The organism is Achromobacter sp. (assembly GCF_049647645.1).
Taxonomy (GTDB): Bacteria; Pseudomonadota; Gammaproteobacteria; order Burkholderiales; family Burkholderiaceae_B; genus Achromobacter.
Genome location: NZ_JBARYB010000157.1, coordinates 14,518 through 33,712, shown reverse-complemented (window position 1 = coordinate 33,712; position 19,195 = coordinate 14,518). Strand labels below are relative to the sequence as shown.

At 64.0% G+C, this 19,195-nt stretch carries 18 protein-coding genes and 2 tRNA genes; 10 read left to right on the top strand and 10 right to left on the bottom strand.

Annotated features, from left to right (window positions below; genetic code table 11):
• Positions 1–83: 83 nt before the first annotated feature.
• The 4 genes from WBB14_RS18435 to WBB14_RS18420 all read right to left on the bottom strand — a co-directional run bounded on the left by WBB14_RS18435 (position 84) and on the right by WBB14_RS18420 (position 2,364).
• A complete protein-coding gene (locus WBB14_RS18435; RefSeq protein ID WP_424241100.1) occupies positions 84–1,544 on the bottom strand; it encodes a catalase in 1,461 nt (486 codons plus the stop codon).
• Between the two features lie 84 nt (positions 1,545–1,628).
• Positions 1,629–1,862 carry a hypothetical protein gene (locus WBB14_RS18430; protein WP_332013284.1) on the bottom strand — a complete coding sequence of 78 codons (234 nt, stop codon included), beginning with the start codon at positions 1,860–1,862 and terminating at the stop codon, positions 1,629–1,631.
• A 78-nt stretch (positions 1,863–1,940) separates the two neighbouring features.
• Positions 1,941–2,014 (bottom strand) — tRNA-Cys (locus WBB14_RS18425).
• Positions 2,015–2,288: 274 nt separating this feature from the next.
• A tRNA-Gly gene (locus WBB14_RS18420) sits at positions 2,289–2,364 on the bottom strand.
• Between the two features lie 228 nt (positions 2,365–2,592).
• Between WBB14_RS18420 and murB the strand changes: the two genes are divergently transcribed.
• Positions 2,593–3,639, top strand: a complete 1,047-nt coding sequence (gene murB, locus WBB14_RS18415; protein ID WP_424241099.1) for a UDP-N-acetylmuramate dehydrogenase — start codon at positions 2,593–2,595, stop codon at positions 3,637–3,639.
• Between the two features lie 55 nt (positions 3,640–3,694).
• Here the strand turns inward: murB and dapB are convergent, their stop codons facing one another.
• Both dapB and WBB14_RS18405 read right to left on the bottom strand, forming a co-directional pair.
• A complete protein-coding gene (gene dapB / locus WBB14_RS18410) occupies positions 3,695–4,486 on the bottom strand; it encodes a 4-hydroxy-tetrahydrodipicolinate reductase (RefSeq protein ID WP_424241098.1) in 792 nt (263 codons plus the stop codon).
• Between the two features lie 15 nt (positions 4,487–4,501).
• Positions 4,502–5,038, bottom strand: coding sequence for an outer membrane protein assembly factor BamE (locus tag WBB14_RS18405; protein WP_424241097.1), 537 nt, complete (start codon positions 5,036–5,038; stop codon positions 4,502–4,504).
• A 152-nt stretch (positions 5,039–5,190) separates the two neighbouring features.
• Here WBB14_RS18405 and fur point away from each other — a divergent pair, with 152 nt between their 5' ends.
• On the top strand, positions 5,191–5,610 hold the full coding sequence (fur, locus tag WBB14_RS18400; protein WP_013391855.1) for a ferric iron uptake transcriptional regulator: 420 nt from the start codon (positions 5,191–5,193) through the stop codon (positions 5,608–5,610).
• A gap of 155 nt (positions 5,611–5,765) precedes the next feature.
• On the opposite strand, the gene recN is transcribed toward fur, so the two are convergent.
• A complete protein-coding gene (gene recN, locus WBB14_RS18395; protein WP_424241096.1) occupies positions 5,766–7,421 on the bottom strand; it encodes a DNA repair protein RecN in 1,656 nt (551 codons plus the stop codon).
• Between the two features lie 13 nt (positions 7,422–7,434).
• The gene (locus WBB14_RS18390; protein WP_332013279.1) at positions 7,435–8,334 is read right to left on the bottom strand and encodes an NAD kinase; all 900 of its coding nucleotides are present in this window, start codon (positions 8,332–8,334) and stop codon (positions 7,435–7,437) included.
• Positions 8,335–8,474: 140 nt separating this feature from the next.
• On the opposite strand from WBB14_RS18390, the gene hrcA reads away from it, so the two are divergent.
• The 8 genes from hrcA (at position 8,475) to WBB14_RS18350 (ending at position 15,589) form a co-directional block, all read left to right on the top strand.
• Positions 8,475–9,479 (top strand): heat-inducible transcriptional repressor HrcA, encoded by a 1,005-nt coding sequence (gene hrcA, locus WBB14_RS18385; protein WP_332013278.1) that lies wholly within the window; start codon positions 8,475–8,477, stop codon positions 9,477–9,479.
• 45 nt (positions 9,480–9,524) lie between these two features.
• Positions 9,525–10,640, top strand: coding sequence for a ferrochelatase (gene hemH, locus WBB14_RS18380; protein WP_424241174.1), 1,116 nt, complete (start codon positions 9,525–9,527; stop codon positions 10,638–10,640).
• Positions 10,630–10,863 carry a hypothetical protein gene (locus tag WBB14_RS18375; protein WP_013391860.1) on the top strand — a complete coding sequence of 78 codons (234 nt, stop codon included), beginning with the start codon at positions 10,630–10,632 and terminating at the stop codon, positions 10,861–10,863. The genes hemH and WBB14_RS18375 overlap by 11 nt, the downstream gene beginning before the upstream one ends.
• Before the next feature lie 227 nt (positions 10,864–11,090).
• Entirely contained in the window at positions 11,091–11,648 is a 558-nt protein-coding gene (gene grpE / locus WBB14_RS18370; protein ID WP_424241095.1) for a nucleotide exchange factor GrpE, read from the top strand.
• A 14-nt stretch (positions 11,649–11,662) separates the two neighbouring features.
• A complete protein-coding gene (locus WBB14_RS18365) occupies positions 11,663–12,067 on the top strand; it encodes a thioredoxin family protein (RefSeq protein ID WP_424241094.1) in 405 nt (134 codons plus the stop codon).
• Positions 12,068–12,147: 80 nt separating this feature from the next.
• The gene (gene dnaK / locus WBB14_RS18360; protein WP_424241093.1) at positions 12,148–14,073 is read left to right on the top strand and encodes a molecular chaperone DnaK; all 1,926 of its coding nucleotides are present in this window, start codon (positions 12,148–12,150) and stop codon (positions 14,071–14,073) included.
• Between the two features lie 109 nt (positions 14,074–14,182).
• A complete protein-coding gene (dnaJ, locus tag WBB14_RS18355) occupies positions 14,183–15,313 on the top strand; it encodes a molecular chaperone DnaJ (protein WP_424241092.1) in 1,131 nt (376 codons plus the stop codon).
• A gap of 96 nt (positions 15,314–15,409) precedes the next feature.
• Positions 15,410–15,589 carry a hypothetical protein gene (locus tag WBB14_RS18350; RefSeq protein ID WP_424241091.1) on the top strand — a complete coding sequence of 60 codons (180 nt, stop codon included), beginning with the start codon at positions 15,410–15,412 and terminating at the stop codon, positions 15,587–15,589.
• A gap of 55 nt (positions 15,590–15,644) precedes the next feature.
• On the opposite strand, the gene WBB14_RS18345 is transcribed toward WBB14_RS18350, so the two are convergent.
• Positions 15,645–16,034 carry a DUF4148 domain-containing protein gene (locus WBB14_RS18345; protein ID WP_332013272.1) on the bottom strand — a complete coding sequence of 130 codons (390 nt, stop codon included), beginning with the start codon at positions 16,032–16,034 and terminating at the stop codon, positions 15,645–15,647.
• 287 nt (positions 16,035–16,321) lie between these two features.
• Complete coding sequence (locus WBB14_RS18340) at positions 16,322–19,078, bottom strand: M16 family metallopeptidase (protein ID WP_424241090.1); 2,757 nt, start codon at positions 19,076–19,078, stop codon at positions 16,322–16,324.
• Positions 19,079–19,195: the final 117 nt, after the last annotated feature.

Here is a 19,195-nt window from a genome sequence, read left to right as displayed (position 1 = left end):
CGCTGCGCGCCTGTTTTTATACCGGCTATGGGAGAGTTCAGTGTATCGGCTATCCGTGGCGTGTTGGTTGATGTTTTTTGAACCTAGGGGGCGGCTCGCCGGCAGTCTTGATCGGTCTGCGCCGCGATCGCCTCGCGCACGCCTTGTCCGTAGGCCGGATCCGCCTGGGCACAGTTGGCGATGTGGCGTTCGATGACTTCCTCGGAGGCGCCGCGGATCGCGCGGGCGGTGTTCTCGAACAGCCTTTGCTTTTCATCGGCCGCCATCAATCGGAACAGATCGCCGGGTTGGGAGAAATAGTCGGCATCTTCCCGGTGGTTCCAGCGGGCCGCGGCGCCGTTGATGTCCAACGGCGGCTCGGAGTAGTCTGGCTGCGCCTGCAGGGCGCCATGGCTGTTGGGCGTGTAAGCGGGCGCGCTGCCGCCATTGCCATCCACGCGCATGGCTCCGTCGCGGTGGTAGCTGTGGAACGGACAGCGGGGCGCGTTGACCGGGATCTGCGGATAGTTCACGCCCAGGCGATAGCGCTGCGTGTCGCCATACGAGAACAGGCGGCCCTGCAGCATCTTGTCCGGCGAGAAGCCGATGCCGGGCACGATCACCGCGGGGCTGAACGCGGCCTGTTCGACCTCGGCGAAGAAATTCTCCGGATTTCGGTTGAGCTCCAGAATGCCGACCTCGATCAGCGGATAGTCCTGGTGCGGCCAGACCTTGGTCAGGTCGAAGGGATTGAGACGATAGGTATTGGCCTCGGCCTCGGGCATGATCTGCACGTACAGGGTCCAGCGCGGGAACTCGCCGCGTTCGATCGCTTCGTAGAGGTCGCGCTGGTTGCTTTCGCGGTCCGCCGCGATGACCTGGCCGGCCTCGGCGTCCGTCAGGTTCCGGATGCCTTGTTGGGTCTTGAAGGTGAACTTGACCCAGAACCGCTCGTTGGCGGCATTGATGAAGCTATAGGCGTGGCTGCCGAAGCCATGCATGTGGCGATAGCTCTTCGGAATGCCGCGGTCGCCCATGATGAGCGTTACCTGGTGCAGGGTCTCGGGCAGCAGCGTCCAGTAGTCCCAGTTGTTTTGCGGGCTGCGCATGCCTGTGCGCGGATCGCGCTTGACGGCCCGGTTCAGGTCGGAGAACTTCAGCGGATCGCGCACGAAGAAGACCGGCGTGTTGTTGCCGACCAGGTCCCAGTTGCCCTCTTCGGTGTAGAACTTGAGGGCAAAGCCCCGGATGTCGCGCTCGGCATCGGCTGCGCCGCGTTCTCCGGCCACGGTGGAGAACCGCGCGAACATGTCGGTCCGCTTGCCGACCTGGTTGAAGATCCTGGCCTTGGTGTAGCGCGTGATGTCGTGGGTCACGGTGAACGTGCCGAAGGCGCCGGCGCCCTTGGCGTGCATGCGCCGTTCCGGTATCACCTCGCGGTCGAAGTGCGCCATCTTCTCCATGAACCAGACATCCTGCAAAAGAGCCGGTCCGCGCGGACCGGCGGTCATGGTGTTGTCGTCGTCCGGAACGGGGGCGCCGAATGCGGTGGTGAGTTTGCTCATGATGGGGCTCCTTGCGTTGTTGACGTGGCAGCGGCCTTCAAGAGCGGGTGCATCGCAGCGGCCCCGGATCCGGCCACGCGGGGCTCAGGCGTAGTGCTCGATGGGGGAATGGTCTTCCAGGCGCAGCACGCGGCCGTCGATGACGAGGGACGGCAGGCGGGTGATGCCCAGGGCGCGGGCTTGTGCGGCGTGTTCGGGTTGCCGCGCGAGGTCGAACGATTCGTAGCGATGCTGCGGCGTCGTGAACACCGCCGCTATGTTGCGATCGATGCTCAGGCAGAGGTTGCAGCCGTCGTGGAACAGGGTGACTTGAATCAAGGCGATCTCCTTCGTGTGCCGCCAGAGCGGCGGCCCCTGGCGATTCCGGCTTGAAGGGAAGAATCGCCAGGCCGATCTTGGAGGCGCGGGCTGGAATCGAACCAACCTCAGGAGATTTGCAATCTGCCGCATGACCACTCTGCCACCGCGCCATCTGATTTGTCCTAGGACGTAATGAATGGTACGCAAGCCGGGCAGGGCGTGGACTTCCGCAAATCCACGAATATTGTCCTAACGTCCAGGATGAATGACGCAGGACATAGATGTATACGTCATAGGCCGCAGAGAAGTGCGGGCTCTTGGGAATGAGCAGGGAAGGGCGCTGCGGCGCAGTGCGGGAAGGTGCCCGATGCGGGCGCGGAAATGAAAAAAGGGCCCGAAGGCCCTTTCTCAAGGATTTCCAGAAAGGATCTGAAAATCAAAATTTGGAGCGGGAGACGAGTCTCGAACTCGCGACCTCAACCTTGGCAAGGTTGCGCTCTACCAACTGAGCTACTCCCGCATGGGTTCTGCACTTGAACAGCCAGAACCTGTTTTCTTATTCACTCTGATCAACTTGGTTATCGATCAGAAGGCGCGCATCTTACATGATTTTTTTGAGTTTGTCTTGGCCTGTGCTTTTTTGGCTTTGTTCACTGCGAGCAGCTTTCGAACAAGGCCCGAAACTCAGGGCAAGCACTCAATCAAGTAATATGAGCGAAGACAGAAACTATAGCAATCCGCAGCATCCATGTCAAATTCGTCGGCCCCAACCCATCCGTCCCCCGCCTTGCTCCCCATCAGCCAGGATCTCACCCGGCTGAACACGCTGGGTCTGGAGTCGCGGGCCGGGGCCTTCGTGACCCTGGAGGATCCGGCGCAGTTGCCGGCGCTAACGGAACTGGCGCGCGCGGCGTCCTCCCTGCTGGTGCTGGGCGGCGGCAGCAATCTGGTGCTGCCGCGCCAGGTGCTGGGGCTGGTGGCGCGAGTTGCCTTCAAGGGCGTGCGCCTGCTGGAGGCCGGGTCCGATGCCTGGCTGGTCGAGGCGGCGGGCGGCGAGACCTGGCACGGCTTTGTCGAAACCTGCGTGGACCAGGGTTGGGACGGGCTGGAGAACCTGGCGCTGATTCCCGGTACGGTGGGTGCGGCCCCGGTGCAGAACATCGGCGCCTACGGCGTCGAGCTGCAGGAGCGCTTCCATAGCCTGACCGCCTGGGATGTGCGCGCAGGCCGCCTGGTCGAAATGAGCGCGGCCGATTGCCGGTTTTCCTATCGCGACAGCGTGTTCAAGCACGACGAGTCGGGACGGTGGGTCATCGTCAGCGTGCGTTTCGCCTTGCCCCGGCCCTGGCGGCCGGTGCTGGGCTATCCCGACCTGCAGCGCCACGAACGACTGGCTGAGGGCGCGCCGACCGCGCGCGGTATTTTCGACGCGGTGTGCGAGATCCGTCGCGCCAAGCTGCCCGATCCGGCCGTGACGGGTAACGCGGGCAGCTTTTTCAAGAACCCCATCGTTTCGTCCGAGGTGCGCGATGCCTTGGTCGGCCGTTTTCCTGGTCTGGTGTCATACGCCCAGCCGGATGGCGGCTACAAGCTGGCGGCTGGCTGGCTGATCGACCAGTGCGGCTGGAAGGGCCGCACGCTGGGGGCAGCAGGTGTGCACGAGCGCCAGGCCCTGGTGCTGGTCAACCGCGGTGGAGCTACGGCTGCGGACATCATGGGCCTGGCGCATGCCATCCAGGAAGCGGTGTCCGAGCGCTATGGCGTGCGGCTGGAACCGGAACCCGTGGTGGTGTGAGGCGGTTTCGGCAAAAAAAAAGACCCCGCAGGGTCTTTTTTTCAGCGAGGTCGGCTCAGAAGCCCAGCACGGACTGCATGTCGTACAGGCCGTTGTGCTTGCCTTCCAGGAAGCGGGCGGCGCGCAGGGCGCCTTCCGCGTAGGTGGCGCGGCTGGCCGAGCGGTGCGTGATCTCGACGCGTTCGCCGATGCCGCAGAAGGACACGGTGTGGTCGCCGACGATGTCGCCGCCGCGCAGCACGGAGAAACCGATGGTGCCGGGCTTGCGCACGCCGGTATCGCCGTGGCGGCTCCAGGTGGCGACGTCAGGCAGGGCCACGTTCCACGCCGAAGCTATGGTTTCGCCCATTTTCAGCGCGGTGCCCGAGGGCGCGTCGACCTTGTTGCGATGGTGCGCTTCGAACACTTCGACGTCGTAGCCAGCGTTCAGGATGCGCGCGGCCATGTCCAGCAGCTTGAGCGTGGCGTTGACGCCCACGCTCATGTTGGGCGCAAAGACGATGCCGATCTTCTGGGCTGAGACTTCGATCGCGGCGCGGCCGTTGTCGTCGAAACCGGTGGTGCCGATGACGGCGTTCACGCCATGCTTGACGCAGGCCTGCAGGTGTTCGAGCGTGCCTTCCGGACGGGTGAAGTCGATCAGGCAGTCGGCCTGGGCCAGCGCGTCGAGGTCGTCGGTGATGGTCACGCCGGTCTGCTTGCCCAACGGCGTGCCGGCATCCTGGCCCAGCGCGGCCGAGCCCTGGCGGTCCAGCGCCACGGCGAGCTGCAGGCCGGAGGCGTTCAGGACCGCTTCGATCAGCATCTGGCCCATCCGGCCGCTGGCGCCGGCAATTGCAATACGCATAGATAGTCCTCGGTGTTACTTGAGCGGCTCGGGGGCGTTGCCCGGCTGGCCAGGATACTGGTTGAGGGGGCTGGCCGGCGCGGCGGCGTCGCGCTTGCGCTGGTCTTCCTCTTCCTTCTGGCGAGCTTCGTCTTCCGTGAGGCGCTTGTCCGCCTTTTCGTCGGCGACCGCGTTGGGCGTGTTGATCTGGTAGGGCTGCAGGTCAGGCTGCTTGTCGCCTTCCCAACGGGTCAGGCGGTCGTTTTCGAACCAGACCGTGAATTTGCGTTCTTGGGCGTCGCCGTAGCCGGGCTTGTAGTAGTAGGGGTAGTCCCAGCGGTTGGCGTGCAGCACGCTGGTCAGCGTCGGGCTGCCGAGGGCGAAGCGCACCTGTTCGCGCGTCATGCCGGGCTGCAGCAGGGCGACCTGCTCCTGGGTGATCCAGTTTCCTTGCTGGACGCCGGCCTTGTAGGGGAAGCCCCACTTGTCCCCCGAGCATCCAGCCAGGGCGACGGCCAGGGCGGCCACCGCCAGGCCGGTCTTCAGCGAGCGGGAGGGAATTCGTGCAATCATGGACACTACGCGCCCCTATTATTTGGAAGCAGACAAAACCGTTATCATAAAGGTTTCATAAGGATAGTTCCGCGTGGCGGCATGATTTCGGTGAGCCGGCTCGCGGTGAACCTATCCTGCCCATGCCAACGCGGACGGAGAGCGATTACACCATGAGCGACCAAAGCGAACTGAAGAACATGGGTTTGAAGGCGACGTTTCCCCGCCTGAAAATTCTTGATATTTTCCGGAAATCGGATCAACGGCACCTGAGCGCCGAAGACGTCTATCGCGCCCTGATCGGCGAAAACGTCGAAATCGGGCTGGCCACCGTCTACCGCGTCCTGACCCAGTTCGAACAGGCCGGCATTCTTGCCCGCAGCCAGTTCGACAGCGGCAAGGCGGTGTTCGAGCTCAACGACGGCGACCACCATGATCACCTGATCTGCACGAATTGCGGCAAGGTGGTCGAGTTTTCGGACCCCGAGATCGAAAAGCGTCAGCAAAAGATTGCCAAGGACAACGCCTTCGCGCTGGAAAGCCACGCCATGGTGTTGTACGGCATTTGCGGCAGCTGCATGAAGGGCCGCTGATCCCGGCCCGGTAGTCCAGCCCGCGGCTACGCTCGCAGCGGACTGGCGAGATCCAAAGCCCCTTCAAGTCGAAGGGGCTTTTTTTACGTACACGACGAAATCCGGCTTGCCGCCCGGCCGCCCCAGGGTTGCCAACGGGCGCTCAGAGCAGGTTTTCAGTCTTGCCCGAAACCAGCCAGCATTTCGCGGGCATGCTCGCGAGTGGTTGCGGTGAGCTTGATGCCGCCCAGCATGCGTGCGATTTCCTCGACGCGGGCGGGGGCGTCCAGTTCTTCGATGCTGGAGCGGGTCGCGCCGCGCGATTCGGCCTTGCTGACCAGGAACTGGTTGTTGGCGCAGGCCGCGACCTGGGGCAGGTGAGTCACGCACAGGACCTGATGGCGTTCGCCGAGTTCGCGCAGCAGCTTGCCGACGGCCTCGGCCACCGCGCCGCCGACGCCGCTGTCCACTTCGTCGAAGATCAGGGTGGGCACGCGCGCGGCGCGGCTGGCGATGACGGACAGCGCCAGCGAGATCCGCGACAATTCGCCGCCTGACGCTACCTTGGCGAGCGGGCGCGGCGTGGTGCCGGCATGGCCGGCCACCAGGAATTCGACCTGCTCGTTGCCATGGGCGGAAGGCGCAGATGCGGCCAGCGTGGGCTCGAACTTGCCGCCTTGCATCGCCAGCGTTTGCATGGCCTGCGTGACTTGCTTGCCCAGGTCCTTGGCGACCTTGCGGCGCGCCGTCGTCAGTTTGGCCGCGCTGGCGTCGTACTGCGCCTGCGCGGCTTGCGCCTGGGCGCGCAGGGCATCGATGTCGCCCGCGGCCTGCAGGGCGGTGAGCTGCGCGTGCAGCGTGTCGCGCAGTTCGCAGAGCGCATCGGGTTCGACGCGGAATTTGCGGGCGGTTTCGAACACCAGGCCCAGACGCGCCTCGACAGCCACGAGCCGCTGCGGATCGAGATCCACCCGGCTGACATAATTATTCAGATCCGACACGGCCTCGCTGATGGCGATGCGCGCCGATTCCAGTTCATCGTGCACGCCTTGCAGACCGGGATCGTGGCGCAGCATCTGCTGGATGCGGTGGTTGGCAGACGTGAGCCGGTGATGCGCGGAGTCGCCTTCGCCATCCAGGGCGTCAATGATCTGCGTAGCGCCGTCCAGCAGCGATTGCGAGTGCGACAGGCGCGTGTGTTCAGACTGCAGCGCGTCCCATTCGTCCGGGCCGAGGTTCAATTGGTCGAGTTCGTCGACCTGCCATTGCAGGCGGTCGCGCTCAGTGGCCAGGCTGGCGGCGTCCTTTTCGGCGGATTCCAGCTGGCGCGCCAGCGCGCGCCATTGCTTCCAGGCCTGGCCGACCGCGTTGCGCAGTTCGCCGTGGCCGCCGTGGGCGTCCAGCAGGTCGCGCTGGGCGTCGGCGCGCATCAGGCTTTGGTGCGCGTGCTGGCCGTGGATGTCGACCAGGCTGTCGCCCAGTTCGCGCAATTGCGCCACGGTGGCGGGCGTGCCGTTGATGTAGGCGCGGCTGCGGCCCTGGGCGTCGATGACGCGGCGCAGGGACAGTTCCGCGTCGGCGTCGATCTCGCGCTCTTGCAGCCAGGCGATCAGCCCCTTGGGCGTGTCGAAGACCGCGGTGATGTCGGCGCGCGGCGCGCCTTCGCGCAGCATGCTGGCGTCGCCGCGTTCGCCCAGCGCGAGCGCCAGCGCATCCACCAGTATGGATTTGCCTGCGCCGGTTTCGCCGGAAAAGACGCTGAAGCCGGGGCCGAAATGGATCTCGGTCTGTTCGACGATGACGAAGTCGCGGATATGCAGGGTGCGCAGCATGTCGGGGCGCTTACTACTCTACGTTGTCGGAGGCTTCGGGCATCAGGTTCCAGTGCAGCTTGCGGCGCAGGGTGGAGAAGAAACTGTAGCCTTCGGGATGCACGAAGCGGATGGTATAGGGGGCGCGCTGCACGACGATGCGGTCGCCCGGCTGCAGGTCGGACCAGGTCTGCATGTCGAAATGCACGCTGGCGCCGACTTCCACGCGGCCCATGGCCGTGAGCGTCATGTTCAGCACGCCGGAATCGGGGATGACGATGGGGCGGTTGGACAGCGTTTGCGGCGCCACGGGCACCAGCACCATGGCGTTCATGCCGGGATGCAGGATGGGGCCGTTGGCCGATAGCGCGTACGCGGTGGAGCCCGTGGGGGTGGCGATGATCAGGCCGTCGGCGCGCTGCGTGTACATGAAGGCGCCGTCCAGCTCCACTCGCACTTCGATCATGCCGCCGCGTCCCGCGCGGTTCAGCACCACGTCGTTCAGGGCGGATGCGGAATACATCTTCTGGTCGCCGCGCCACACGCTGCCTTCCAGCAGCATGCGCTCTTCGATCTGGAAGCTGCCTTCGAGCACGCGCGCCAGCGCGGCGTGCGCGTCCTGCAGCGCGATGTCGGTGATGAAACCCAGGCGCCCGTGGTTGATGCCGACCAATGGCATGCCATAGGGCGCGAGGTGGCGGCTTGCGCCCAGCACCGTGCCGTCGCCGCCCATGACCACGGCCAGCGACGCGGTCTTGCCGATTTCCTCGAGCGTGGCGACGGGGTATTCGGTCAAGCCGGTATTGCGCGCCGTGTCCGCATCGATGAGCACCTGCCGGCCCGCTTGCCTCAGCGCGTGGGCCAGTGCTCTCAGCGGTGTGTCCAGGCCGGTGTCCTGGTATCTGCCGATCAGGGCTACGGTAGGAAAGTGCATGGCTGCTTGCGTATCAAAAAGGCCGGACCTGAAGCCGAAACCTGCCCGGAATGGGCGGTTTAGCCGATTATATGGGGCCGCATATCTGCTTGCGGGACAAAAATCGCCTCAATTGAAAAAGATTCCCTAAAATACTTGTTATGGATGACCGCGCACGCGCACTACTGAAAGCGTTGATCGAACGCTATATCGCCGATGGGCAGCCAGTCGGCTCGCGGACGCTATCGAAAGTATTCGACTTGTCCCCGGCCACGATCCGCAATGTGATGTCGGATCTCGAAGAACTGGGACTGATCCACAGCCCGCACACCTCCGCCGGCCGCGTTCCCACGCCGCGGGGCTACCGCATGTTCGTCGATTCGCTGCTGGCGGTGCAGTCCTACCAGCTCGAGCCGCACAACATGGGCGAGATGCTGGCGGCCGCCGAACCCACCCGGGCCGTCAACGCGGCGGCGGCGCTGCTGTCCAACCTGACCCAGTTCGCGGGGGTGGTGCTGACGCCCAAGCGCGCCCAGGTGTTCCGCCAGATCGAATTCATCCGCCTGTCCGACAAGCGCGTGCTGCTCATCATCGTCACGCCCGACGGCGACGTCCAGAACCGCATTCTTTTCGTCCAGCGCGACTACGCCGAGGCGGAATTGCTGGAAGCCGGCAATTTCTTCAACATGCACTTCGCCGGCAAGTCCTTCAACGCGGTGCGGCAGACGCTGTCGACCGAACTGGCGCAGCTGCGCGAGGATATCTCGCGTCTGATGCAGGCCGCGGTCGAAGCCAGCGCGGAAGCCGCCGAGGACGGCGACGCCATGGTCATTTCCGGCGAACGCAAGCTGCTGGACGTGACCGACATCGCCTCCGACATGGACCGCCTGCGCAAGATGTTCTCGCTGTTCGAGAAAAAGACCGACCTGTTGCAGCTGCTGGACGTGTCCACCCGCGCCCAGGGCGTGCAGATCTACATCGGCGGCGATTCGCAGCTGGTGCCCATGGAAGAGGTCTCGGTCATCACCGCGCCTTATGGCGTGGACGGCAAGGTCGTAGGCACGCTGGGCGTCATCGGCCCCACGCGCATGGCCTACGAGCGCGTCATTCCCATCGTGGATATCACGGCGCGCTTGCTGTCCAACGCCCTCAGCCACAACCAGTAGGTCCATCCAAAGCTACGTCCTCCTCGCGGAGGAAGGGGAGTGTTTGTGTTTCTTCGCCTGTTCAAGTACCTGTGGCCTGAGCGTTATCTGCCGGAACCCGAGCAGGAGGATCCCTTCGACGAAGACCCGGCGCCGCGCGGACCCGGCAAGGTCGGCGTGCTGCTGGTGAACCTGGGTACGCCGGACACGCCGGGCAAGCAGGACATACGCAAGTATCTGGGCGAATTCCTGTCCGACCCGCGCGTGATCGAGATCCCGCGCTATTTGTGGAAACCCATCCTGCATTGCCTGGTCCTGACGATGCGGCCCAAGAAACTGGAGCCGCGCTACGCGGGCGTCTGGATGAAGGAAGGTTCGCCGCTGATGGTGTACAGCCAGCGCCAGGCCGACGGCGTGCGCGCCGCCCTGGCCGAGGCCGGCATCGACGCCGTGGTTGAACTGGGCATGCGCTACGGCAATCCCTCGATCCCCGACGCCATCTCGCGCCTGCGCAAGCAGGGCTGCGAACGCATCCTGACCGTCCCGCTCTATCCCCAGTACGCCGCCAGCACCACTGCCACGGTAGTGGACGCCGTTACGCGCCACGCCGGCCGCCTGCGCGACCAGCCCGAGCTGCGCTTCATCAAGCGCTTCCACGAAGAACCGGCCTACCTGGACGCGCTGGCCGGCCGCATCGAACGCTATTGGCAGGAGCATGGCAAGCCGCAGAAGCTGGTCATGAGCTTCCACGGCCTGCCGCGCTATTCGATCGAACTGGGCGACCCGTACTACCGCGATTGCATGGACACCGCGCGCCTGCTGGGCCAGCGCCTGTCGCTGCCGCGCGAGCAGATCGAGGTGACCTTCCAGAGCCGCTTCGGCACCGCCCGCTGGCTCGAGCCTTACACCGAACCCACCCTGAAGGCGCTGGCTGCGGCAGGCGTGAGCGAGGTCGATGTGGTGTGTCCGGGTTTTGTGGCAGACTGTCTGGAAACCCTGGAAGAGATCAGCCTGGAATGCCGCGACGCCTTTATTGGGGCCGGCGGCAAGCGCTTCCGCTACATCCCGGCGATCAACGATGATCCTGCCTGGATCGCAGGGCTGGCCGACCTGGTGGCACGCCACTTGCAGGGGTGGCCCACGCAAATCACGGACTTGAAGGAGAAGGCGCATGCACCATGATCCCAAGACTGGCAAGATCGTAAAAAAGGGGCAGGTCAGCACCCCGGTGGATGAAGATCAGGTGGAACACGAACTGGACGAGGCGCTCGCCGAGACCTTTCCCGCCAGCGATCCCATCGCGATCAGCCCCGAGCCCGACGAGGATCGGGCCGTGGACCGCGCCCTGAAGGACAGCTTTCCCGCCAGCGACCCGGTCGCGCCAGCGCAACCGCACAAGAAGTAGTTGCCGCGGGGTGTCCACCGTTTGCCGGATGGCGGCGGAAAACGTCGAACTTATGCTTGCAGTCTGAGATTTGACGGCATTTGGCAGAAATTCGGCGGATTCTTGATTACATTCCGCCTGTCTCTGCTGCCTGGCGCCGTCAGGGAATATTTGCTTTCCCGGGCTTGAAATAGGGGTATTGGCCCCCATTCATGTCTGCGAAAGCCATACTTTTTGGAGGATTCCCCATGACGGCACCCAACGAGCCTGTAGACCAGACGCCCGAAGTCGGCCAGAACGCCGATGCGGCCTCCGCCGCCGAGGACGCCATGCAGGCCGAGCTGAACGAGTTGCGCGCCCAGCTGGACGCCGCCCAGGCTACCGTCAACGAGCAGCATGACCAGCTTCTGCGCATACGGGCCGAAGCCGAAAACGTGCGCCGCCGCGCCCAGGAAGACGTGTCCAAGGCGCGCAAGTTCGGCATCGAGTCGTTCGCCGAAAGCCTGGTTCCGGTCAAGGACAGCCTGGAAGCCGCGCTGGCCCAGCCTGACCAGACCGTTGAAACGCTGCGCGAGGGCGTTGAAGTGACGCTCAAGCAATTGGCGGCCGGTTTCGAGCGCAACCTGCTCAAGGAAATCGCGCCGGCGCAGGGCGACAAGTTCGACCCGCACCAACATCAGGCCATTTCGTCCATTCCCGCCGAGCAGCCCGCCAATACCGTGGTGCAGCTGCTGCAGAAGGGCTATGCCATCGCCGACCGGACCCTGCGCCCGGCCTTGGTGGTGGTGTCCGCCGGCCAGGGCTGAACAGGCCGCGCGCCATGACAGATCCCCGGTTCGACCCCACCCAGGTTTTCCAGGTGTTCGGCATGCGCCATGTCGACACCGAGGGATTCGATGCGGCGGTGGTTCAGGCGCCGGGGACGGATCTGCGCTGCGTGTTCCTGTGGGGCCAGGATTGCTACAACTGCAATCTTTTCAAGCAGGCGGCATTGCTGCACCAGGATGCCTTGCTGGGACTGGGCCTGACGTGGTTCGAGGCCGACGTCTACGCGGACGAAGCGCTGGGACGGCGTTTTTCTCTGCATGGCGTCCCCACTTTTGTGCTGTATCGGGCCGGGAAGCGGCTGGGCCGTATCACCGGCTGGCCCGGCTTGCCCCAGTTCACCGCGGCCATGCATCGTCTACAGGAAACGGCTGTAGAAAATTCCGGCCAGGCGTCTTGAAAAACCCTGCGGGCAGCCCCAGTTATGTGGGGACAAGAAGTTTCTCCCTATTTTCATAGATTCAATCAAGGTAACCGACCATGAGCAAGATTATTGGCATTGACCTGGGCACGACCAACAGCTGCGTGGCTGTCATGGACGGCGGGCAGGTCAAAATCATTGAAAACGCGGAAGGCGCTCGCACCACCCCCTCCATCGTCGCCTACATGGACGATGGCGAGACCCTGGTCGGCGCGCCGGCCAAGCGCCAGGCCGTGACCAATCCGCGCAACACCCTGTACGCGGTGAAGCGCCTGATCGGCCGCAAGTTCGAAGAAAAGGCCGTGCAGAAGGACATCAACCTGATGCCCTATGCAATCGTCAAGGCCGACAACGGCGACGCCTGGGTGGAAGTGCGCGGCAAGAAGATGGCGCCTCCCCAAGTGTCGGCCGATGTGCTGCGCAAGATGAAGAAGACCGCCGAGGACTACCTGGGCGAGGAAGTGACCGAGGCCGTCATCACCGTGCCCGCCTACTTCAACGACAGCCAGCGCCAGGCCACCAAGGACGCCGGCCGCATCGCCGGCCTGGAAGTCAAGCGCATCATCAACGAACCCACCGCCGCGGCGCTGGCGTTCGGCCTGGACAAGACCGAAAAGGGCGACCGCAAGATCGCCGTCTATGACCTGGGCGGCGGCACGTTCGACGTGTCCATCATCGAAATCGCCGACGTGGATGGCGAAAAGCAGTTCGAAGTGCTGTCGACCAACGGCGACACCTTCCTGGGCGGCGAAGACTTCGACCAGCGCATCATCGACTACATCATTTCCGAGTTCAAGAAGGAACAAGGCGTTGATCTGTCCAAGGACGTGCTGGCCCTGCAACGCCTGAAGGAAGCGGCCGAAAAGGCCAAGATCGAGCTGTCCTCGACGCAGCAGACCGAAATCAACCTGCCGTACATCACGGCGGACGCCTCGGGTCCGAAGCACCTGAACCTGAAGATCACCCGCGCCAAGCTGGAAGCGCTGGTCGAAGAGTTGGTCGAACGCACGATCGAGCCCTGCCGCGTGGCCATCAAGGACGCCGGCGTGAAGGTTTCCGACATCGACGACGTGATCCTGGTCGGCGGCATGACCCGCATGCCCAAGGTCCAGGAAAAGGTGAAGGAATTCTTCGGCAAGGATCCGCGCAAGGACGTGAACCCCGATGAAGCCGTCGCCGCTGGCGCCGCCATTCAAGGTTCCGTGCTGTCGGGCGACCGCAAGGACGTGCTGCTGCTGGACGTCACCCCTCTGTCCCTGGGTATCGAAACCCTGGGCGGCGTGATGACCAAGATGATCCAGAAGAACACGACCATCCCGACCCGGTTCTCGCAGACCTTCTCGACCGCTGACGACAACCAGCCGGCCGTGACGATCAAGGTGTTCCAGGGCGAGCGCGAAATCGCCGCGGGCAACAAGGCCCTGGGCGAGTTCAACCTCGAAGGGATCCCGCCGTCGCCCCGCGGCATGCCGCAGATCGAAGTCACGTTCGACATCGACGCCAACGGCATCCTGCACGTGTCCGCCAAGGACAAGGGCACCGGCAAGGAAAACAAGATCACCATCAAGGCCAACTCGGGTCTGTCGGAAGACGAGATCCAGCGCATGGTCAAGGATGCCGAGGCCAACGCCGAGGAAGATCACCGCGTTGCCGAACTGGCCCAGTCGCGCAACCAGGCCGACGCGCTGGTGCATGCCACCCGCAAGTCGTTGACCGAGTATGGCGACAAGCTCGAGGCTTCCGAAAAGGAAGGCATCGAAGCCGCCATCAAGGAACTGGAAGACACGCTTAAGGACGGCGACAAGGCCGCGATCGACGCCAAGGTGGAAGCCTTGTCGACGGTTTCGCAGAAGCTGGGCGAAAAGATGTACGCCGACATGCAGGCGCAGCAAGCCGCCGGCCAGCAGCAAGCGGCCGATAACGCGAAGCCGGTGGACGACAATGTCGTCGACGCCGACTTCAAGGAAGTCAAGCGCGACCAATAATGGCCGGGCGCTGACCTGCCTCTGCCGCCCGGTAGCCGGAGAAATCCGCCTACCGGGCGTACTCATTCTGTAGCACTGAAAAGAAGGCTCGTTTTCGAGCCCACGGATCATGGCAAAACGTGACTATTACGAAGTCTTGGGCGTAGCGAAAAACGCTTCGGACGACGATCTCAAGAAGGCCTATCGAAAGCTGGCCATGAAGTACCATCCGGACCGCAACCCGGACAGCAAAGAAGCCGAAGAGAAGTTCAAGGAAGCCAAGGAAGCCTACGAGGTCCTGGGCGATGAACAGAAGCGCGCCGCATACGACCGTTATGGCCATGCTGGCGTGGATCCCAACTCCGCCGGCATGGGCGGCGGCATGGGCGGCGGTTTTGCCGACGCCTTCGGCGACATCTTTGGCGAAATCTTCGGCGGCGGCGGCGGCGGTGGCCGTCGCGGCGGCGGCCCGCAGGTCTACCGCGGCGCCGACCTGAAGTACGCGCTGGAAATCACGCTGGAGCAGGCCGCGGCCGGCTTCGACACCGAGATCCGCGTGCCCAGCTGGGAACACTGCGACACCTGCCACGGCTCCGGCGCCAAGGCCGGCACCTCGCCCAAGACCTGCCGCACCTGCGGCGGTTCCGGTGCCGTGCGCATGCAGCAGGGTTTCTTCAGCGTGCAGCAGACCTGCCCGACCTGCCACGGCAACGGCAAGGAAATCACCGATCCGTGCCCCGCCTGCGATGGCGTGGGCCGCATCCGCCGCAACAAGACGCTGCAGGTCAAGATTCCGGCCGGCATCGACGACGGCATGCGCATCCGCTCCAGCGGCAACGGCGAACCGGGCATCAACGGCGGTCCTCCGGGCGACCTGTATGTGGAAATCCACATCAAGCAGCACAAGATCTTCCAGCGCGACGGCGACGACCTGCACTGCGAGCTGACCATCCCGTTCACGTCGGCGGCCTTGGGCGGCGAACTCCAGGTCCCGACGCTGGGCGGCAAGGCCGAGATCTCGATCCCCGAAGGCACGCAGTCCGGCAAGACCTTCCGCCTGCGCGGCAAGGGTATCCGCGGCGTGCGCGGCAGCTATCCGGGCGATCTCTACTGCCACGTCGTGGTGGAAACGCCGGTGCGCCTGAGCGACGATCAGAAGAATATCCTGCGCCAGTTCGAGGCCTCGCTGAACGATGGCGGTGACCGCCATTCGCCGCAAAGCAAGTCCTGGACCGACCGGGTGAAGGAATTCTTCAGCTGAATCGCCTGAGGCAAGCAAGGAAGCCGCGACGTTGTCGCGGCTTTTTTTCGTCTTGGAATACAGCAAGGCGCCGTTGCGGGAAGATGGCGAGTGCAAATGAAAAGACCGCGGCGCGAGCCGCGGTCCTGGTGCTGCTACTACAACTGCGATCACTGCTATTGCTACTGCGGTTACTGCAACTGCCGCATCAACTTCAACTTCAACTTCAACTTCAACTTCTACTGCAACTTCAACAGCTACTTCTACTGCTACATCGACCGCTGCTGTCGCCGGTAAAAACCGGCCTCAGACCATGATGCCGTCCGAGGCCGGCCGGGCCACAGCAAGCAGCTCACCGGGTGATCGGCGGGTACTCGAGTTCGCCGAACGTGTATTGGCCGCTGGCCTTGGCTTGGGCCAGTTCCTGCTGGACGTCAGCGCGCGTCTTGGCGCTGGCGGGGGCGGACACGGCCGCCGGGTATTCCAGTTCGCCAAACGTGTATTGGCCGCTGATCTTGGCTTGTTGCAGCTGGGCTTGCACTTCTTGCGAGCTCAGGCCAGTGGTCTGGGGCAGGGCGGGCGGGTAGTCCAGCTCGCCGAAGGTGTACTGGCCGCTGATCTTGGCTTGCTGCAGTTCGGTGGCGACCTGGGCGCTGCTCTTGGCTTGTTCCACGCCGGCGGCTTGGGCGCCAGCGCCAACCAGGGCCAGGGATAGCAGCAGGGTGGTGGTTAGGGTTTTCATGGTTAGACCTCCAATTCGTCTTAGTGGGGGACCGAATCCGGCGGCCCTCCGTCGTGGTTCGTTGTTTGTTCCCGATGACTGAATTCTGCTCGTTATCTCACCTGGGATAAACCCGTATATCTTGAAAACATCTTTCCAAATAGTCGAGTAATCCAGTTGGCTAATTCGATTTCACCCATTTTTGGCATAGTCCAGGGGGTGTCAGGTGGAATTTGGTGAGCTGGCCCAGACCGGCGAAACGAAAAAAAGCCCCGCCGTGGCGGGGCCTTCGAGGGAGGCAGGGTTGGTCAGGGGGCCGGTTTCTTCTTGAAGTCGCCGGCCACCGCCGTGCTGAAGCCGTCCGCGCGCAGGGTCTTGCGCAAGGCGGCATTGACCGATTCAGCGGTCAGCGCGGAGATCTTCTTGTCCATCTCGGCCGACCAGGCGAAAGTGCGGCCGCGTTGCATGTAGTCCAGCCAGGTGCCGGCCAGGACGTCGTCTTGGGCGCGGGCCAGGTTGCGGTAGTTCAGCAAGGCGGTGATGCCGTCCGAGATCTCCTTGTCCGAAAAACCGTCCTTCAGTACGCGCGCCAACTCCTCGCCGATCGCCTTTTCCAGGCGCTCGCGGTTTTGCGGCGCGTAGATGGCATACATGGTCCAACTGGCGGAGGGTTCGAACGACGAGACCGACAGCGAGCTGCGCACGTTGTACGAGAGGCCTTCGGTTTCGCGCACGCGATTCCACAGGCGCGAGGTTTCGGACGCGCCGAACAGATAGTTGGCCAAGTACAGCGCGGCGTAGTCCGCGTCCGTGTCCTGCAGCTTCAGCGGCATGCGCGAGATGTAGAACGCATTGGCCTTGTCGGGCGTGTCGATGTCGAACTGCTTGGCTGGAATGTCGCGGTAGGGATTGGGCACGCGGGTGTAGGCGGGGGCCTTCTTCCAGCCGGCCAAGCCGTTCTTGAGCGCGTTTTCCACCGCCGCGGGCTCGAAATCGCCCACCGCCGAGTACTCGATGTTGCCGGCGCCGTAGAACTTGGAGTGGAACTTGGCCAGGGCATCGCGGTTCAGGGCGCGCACGCCGGCCAGCGATTCCTCGAAGGTCGGCACGTAGCGCAGGTCATTGGCAGGCCACGGATTGTCCTGGCGGGCCAGGGCGCGTCCGGCCAACGCCGAGGGCTCGGTCATGGCGTTCTGGATCGAGGTCTCGAGCTGACGCTGATACTCCTCGAGCTGTTCCTTGGGGAAGTTGGCGTTGCGTACGATGTCCAGCGCCAGGGCAGTTAGTTCCGGCAGGTTTTCGCCCTTGGTCGACATGGCGATCTTGAGCGTGGTACCGCCGCCGCTGAAGCCCAGTTCCGCCTGCAGCTTGTCCAGGCGGTCCTGGATGTCCTGGCGCGACAGCTTGGCCGTGCCACGGGTCAGCAGGTCGGCCACGGCGCTGGAGTTCACGCGTTGGCCGAGCAGGTCTTTTTCGTTGCCGAACTGGATGAGCATCTGCGCCTGCACCCGGTTGCCGCGGGTGGCTTTGGGCAAGAGCGCGAGCTGGACGGGGCCGTTGGGCAGATCCAGCTTCTTGCGTTGCGTCAGCTTGTCGATGTTCTCGGGCGTGGGATCGAAGGCCGAGGCTGCCTTGAAATTCGGATCGCCCTTGTAGTCCTTGAAGACGGCGGTCAGGTCCACGCGCTGTTCTTGAGGCGCGCGCACGGGCTTCTCGGTGGGAATGTAGCGGCCTTCGATGCTGTTGCTCTGGACCAGGTAGGTGGTCGCGGCGCGCTGCACCTCGGCCAGCGTGGCCTTGCGGGCGCGGTCGCGCTGCAGGAAGAACAGGCGCCAGTCGCCGGCGGCGATGGCCTCGGACAGCGCCACGCCGACCTGTTCAGGGTCGCTGTAGGTCTGTTCCCAGGCGGTCAGCCACTTGCTGCGGGCGCGGTCCAGCTCTTGCTGGGTGAACGGCTTCTTGTTCAGGGATTCCAGCGTGCCGGTCAGGGCCTTCATGGCGGCGTCCAGGCTCTTGCCCGGCGTGAGTTGGGCGGCGAACATCGCCAGGCCCGGGTCCAGGTTTTCCATGGTGAAGCCGAACACGCCGGAGGCCAGCTTGGTCGGAACCAGGGCATGGTAGAGACGGCCCGAAGGCGTGTCGGCCAGGATGGTGGCGGCCAGATCCAGCGGCACGAAATCGGCGCTGCCGGCGGCCGGAATGTGGTACATCGCCGCGACCAGCGGCGTGCCGCCAGTGCGGCGCAGGGTCACCGAACGCTCGCCGTCCTGCGCGGGCTCCACGGTGTATTCGGGCGGCAGCTTGCGCTCGGGCTTGGGCAGCTTGCCCAGCGTTTCCTCGATGTCGGCCAGCGTCGCTTGCGGGTCGAACTTGCCCGCCACGATCAGCACGGCGTTATCGGGCTGGTAGTACTCATGATAGAAGGCGCGCAACTGGCCGATATCGACGTTCTCCACGTCGGAGCGCGCGCCGATGGTGTTCTTGCCGTAGCTGTGCCACTGGAAGGCGGCAGCCTGCATTTTCTGCATCAGGATGCGGAAGGGGCTGTTTTCGCCGCTTTCCATTTCATTGCGGACCACGGTCATTTCCGAGTCCAGGTCTTCCTTGGCGATCAGGGAATTGACCATGGCGTCGGCCTGCCAGCCCAGGTACCACTTGAGGGTTTCAGGGTTGGCGGCGAAGCTGGCGAAATAGTTGGTGCGGTCGCTGGAGGTCGAGCCGTTGGCCTGCAGGCCGCGGCGCGAGAATTCGCCCATGGCGTTGCGGGTGGTGGAGGTGCCCTTGAACAGCATGTGTTCCAGCAGGTGCGCCATGCCCGTCTGGCCGTAATTCTCGTTGCGCGAGCCCACCAGGTAGGTCATGTTGACGGTGGTGGACGGCTTGGATTCGTCGGGAACCAGCAGCACTCTCAGGCCGTTGGCCAAGCGGTATTCGGTGATGCCTTCAATCGAGGCGGCCTCCGAGACGCCGGCCGGCAGGCTGGCGGCGCCGGCCTGGAAGGCCAGGAAGGAGGAAAACAGCAGCACGCCCAGCGGGCGCGGCAGCTTCGATAGGGACAGGCGCATGGCAGACAATTCCTTTGGCATGGCAGAATCCGTTGGAGTGTATACGTTGGCAATGGTTCAGGGGCTGCGGGGCCGCCGTTATCGCGGCGCACGGCCCGGGACCGCAAAGCAAGGAAG

Coding starts and splice junctions, on each gene's coding strand:
- WBB14_RS18340 (WP_424241090.1), bottom strand. CDS start 19,078: ATGCGCCTGTCCCTATCGAAGCTGCCGCGCCCGCTGGGCGTGCTGCTG.
- fur (WP_013391855.1), top strand. CDS start 5,191: ATGAGCGACCAAAGCGAACTGAAGAACATGGGTTTGAAGGCGACGTTT.
- murB (WP_424241099.1), top strand. CDS start 2,593: ATGTCAAATTCGTCGGCCCCAACCCATCCGTCCCCCGCCTTGCTCCCC.
- dapB (WP_424241098.1), bottom strand. CDS start 4,486: ATGCGTATTGCAATTGCCGGCGCCAGCGGCCGGATGGGCCAGATGCTG.
- WBB14_RS18390 (WP_332013279.1), bottom strand. CDS start 8,334: ATGCACTTTCCTACCGTAGCCCTGATCGGCAGATACCAGGACACCGGC.
- WBB14_RS18345 (WP_332013272.1), bottom strand. CDS start 16,034: ATGAAAACCCTAACCACCACCCTGCTGCTATCCCTGGCCCTGGTTGGC.
- recN (WP_424241096.1), bottom strand. CDS start 7,421: ATGCTGCGCACCCTGCATATCCGCGACTTCGTCATCGTCGAACAGACC.
- WBB14_RS18405 (WP_424241097.1), bottom strand. CDS start 5,038: ATGATTGCACGAATTCCCTCCCGCTCGCTGAAGACCGGCCTGGCGGTG.
- hrcA (WP_332013278.1), top strand. CDS start 8,475: ATGGATGACCGCGCACGCGCACTACTGAAAGCGTTGATCGAACGCTAT.
- grpE (WP_424241095.1), top strand. CDS start 11,091: ATGACGGCACCCAACGAGCCTGTAGACCAGACGCCCGAAGTCGGCCAG.
- dnaJ (WP_424241092.1), top strand. CDS start 14,183: ATGGCAAAACGTGACTATTACGAAGTCTTGGGCGTAGCGAAAAACGCT.
- WBB14_RS18365 (WP_424241094.1), top strand. CDS start 11,663: ATGACAGATCCCCGGTTCGACCCCACCCAGGTTTTCCAGGTGTTCGGC.
- WBB14_RS18350 (WP_424241091.1), top strand. CDS start 15,410: ATGAAAAGACCGCGGCGCGAGCCGCGGTCCTGGTGCTGCTACTACAAC.
- dnaK (WP_424241093.1), top strand. CDS start 12,148: ATGAGCAAGATTATTGGCATTGACCTGGGCACGACCAACAGCTGCGTG.
- WBB14_RS18375 (WP_013391860.1), top strand. CDS start 10,630: ATGCACCATGATCCCAAGACTGGCAAGATCGTAAAAAAGGGGCAGGTC.
- WBB14_RS18435 (WP_424241100.1), bottom strand. CDS start 1,544: ATGAGCAAACTCACCACCGCATTCGGCGCCCCCGTTCCGGACGACGAC.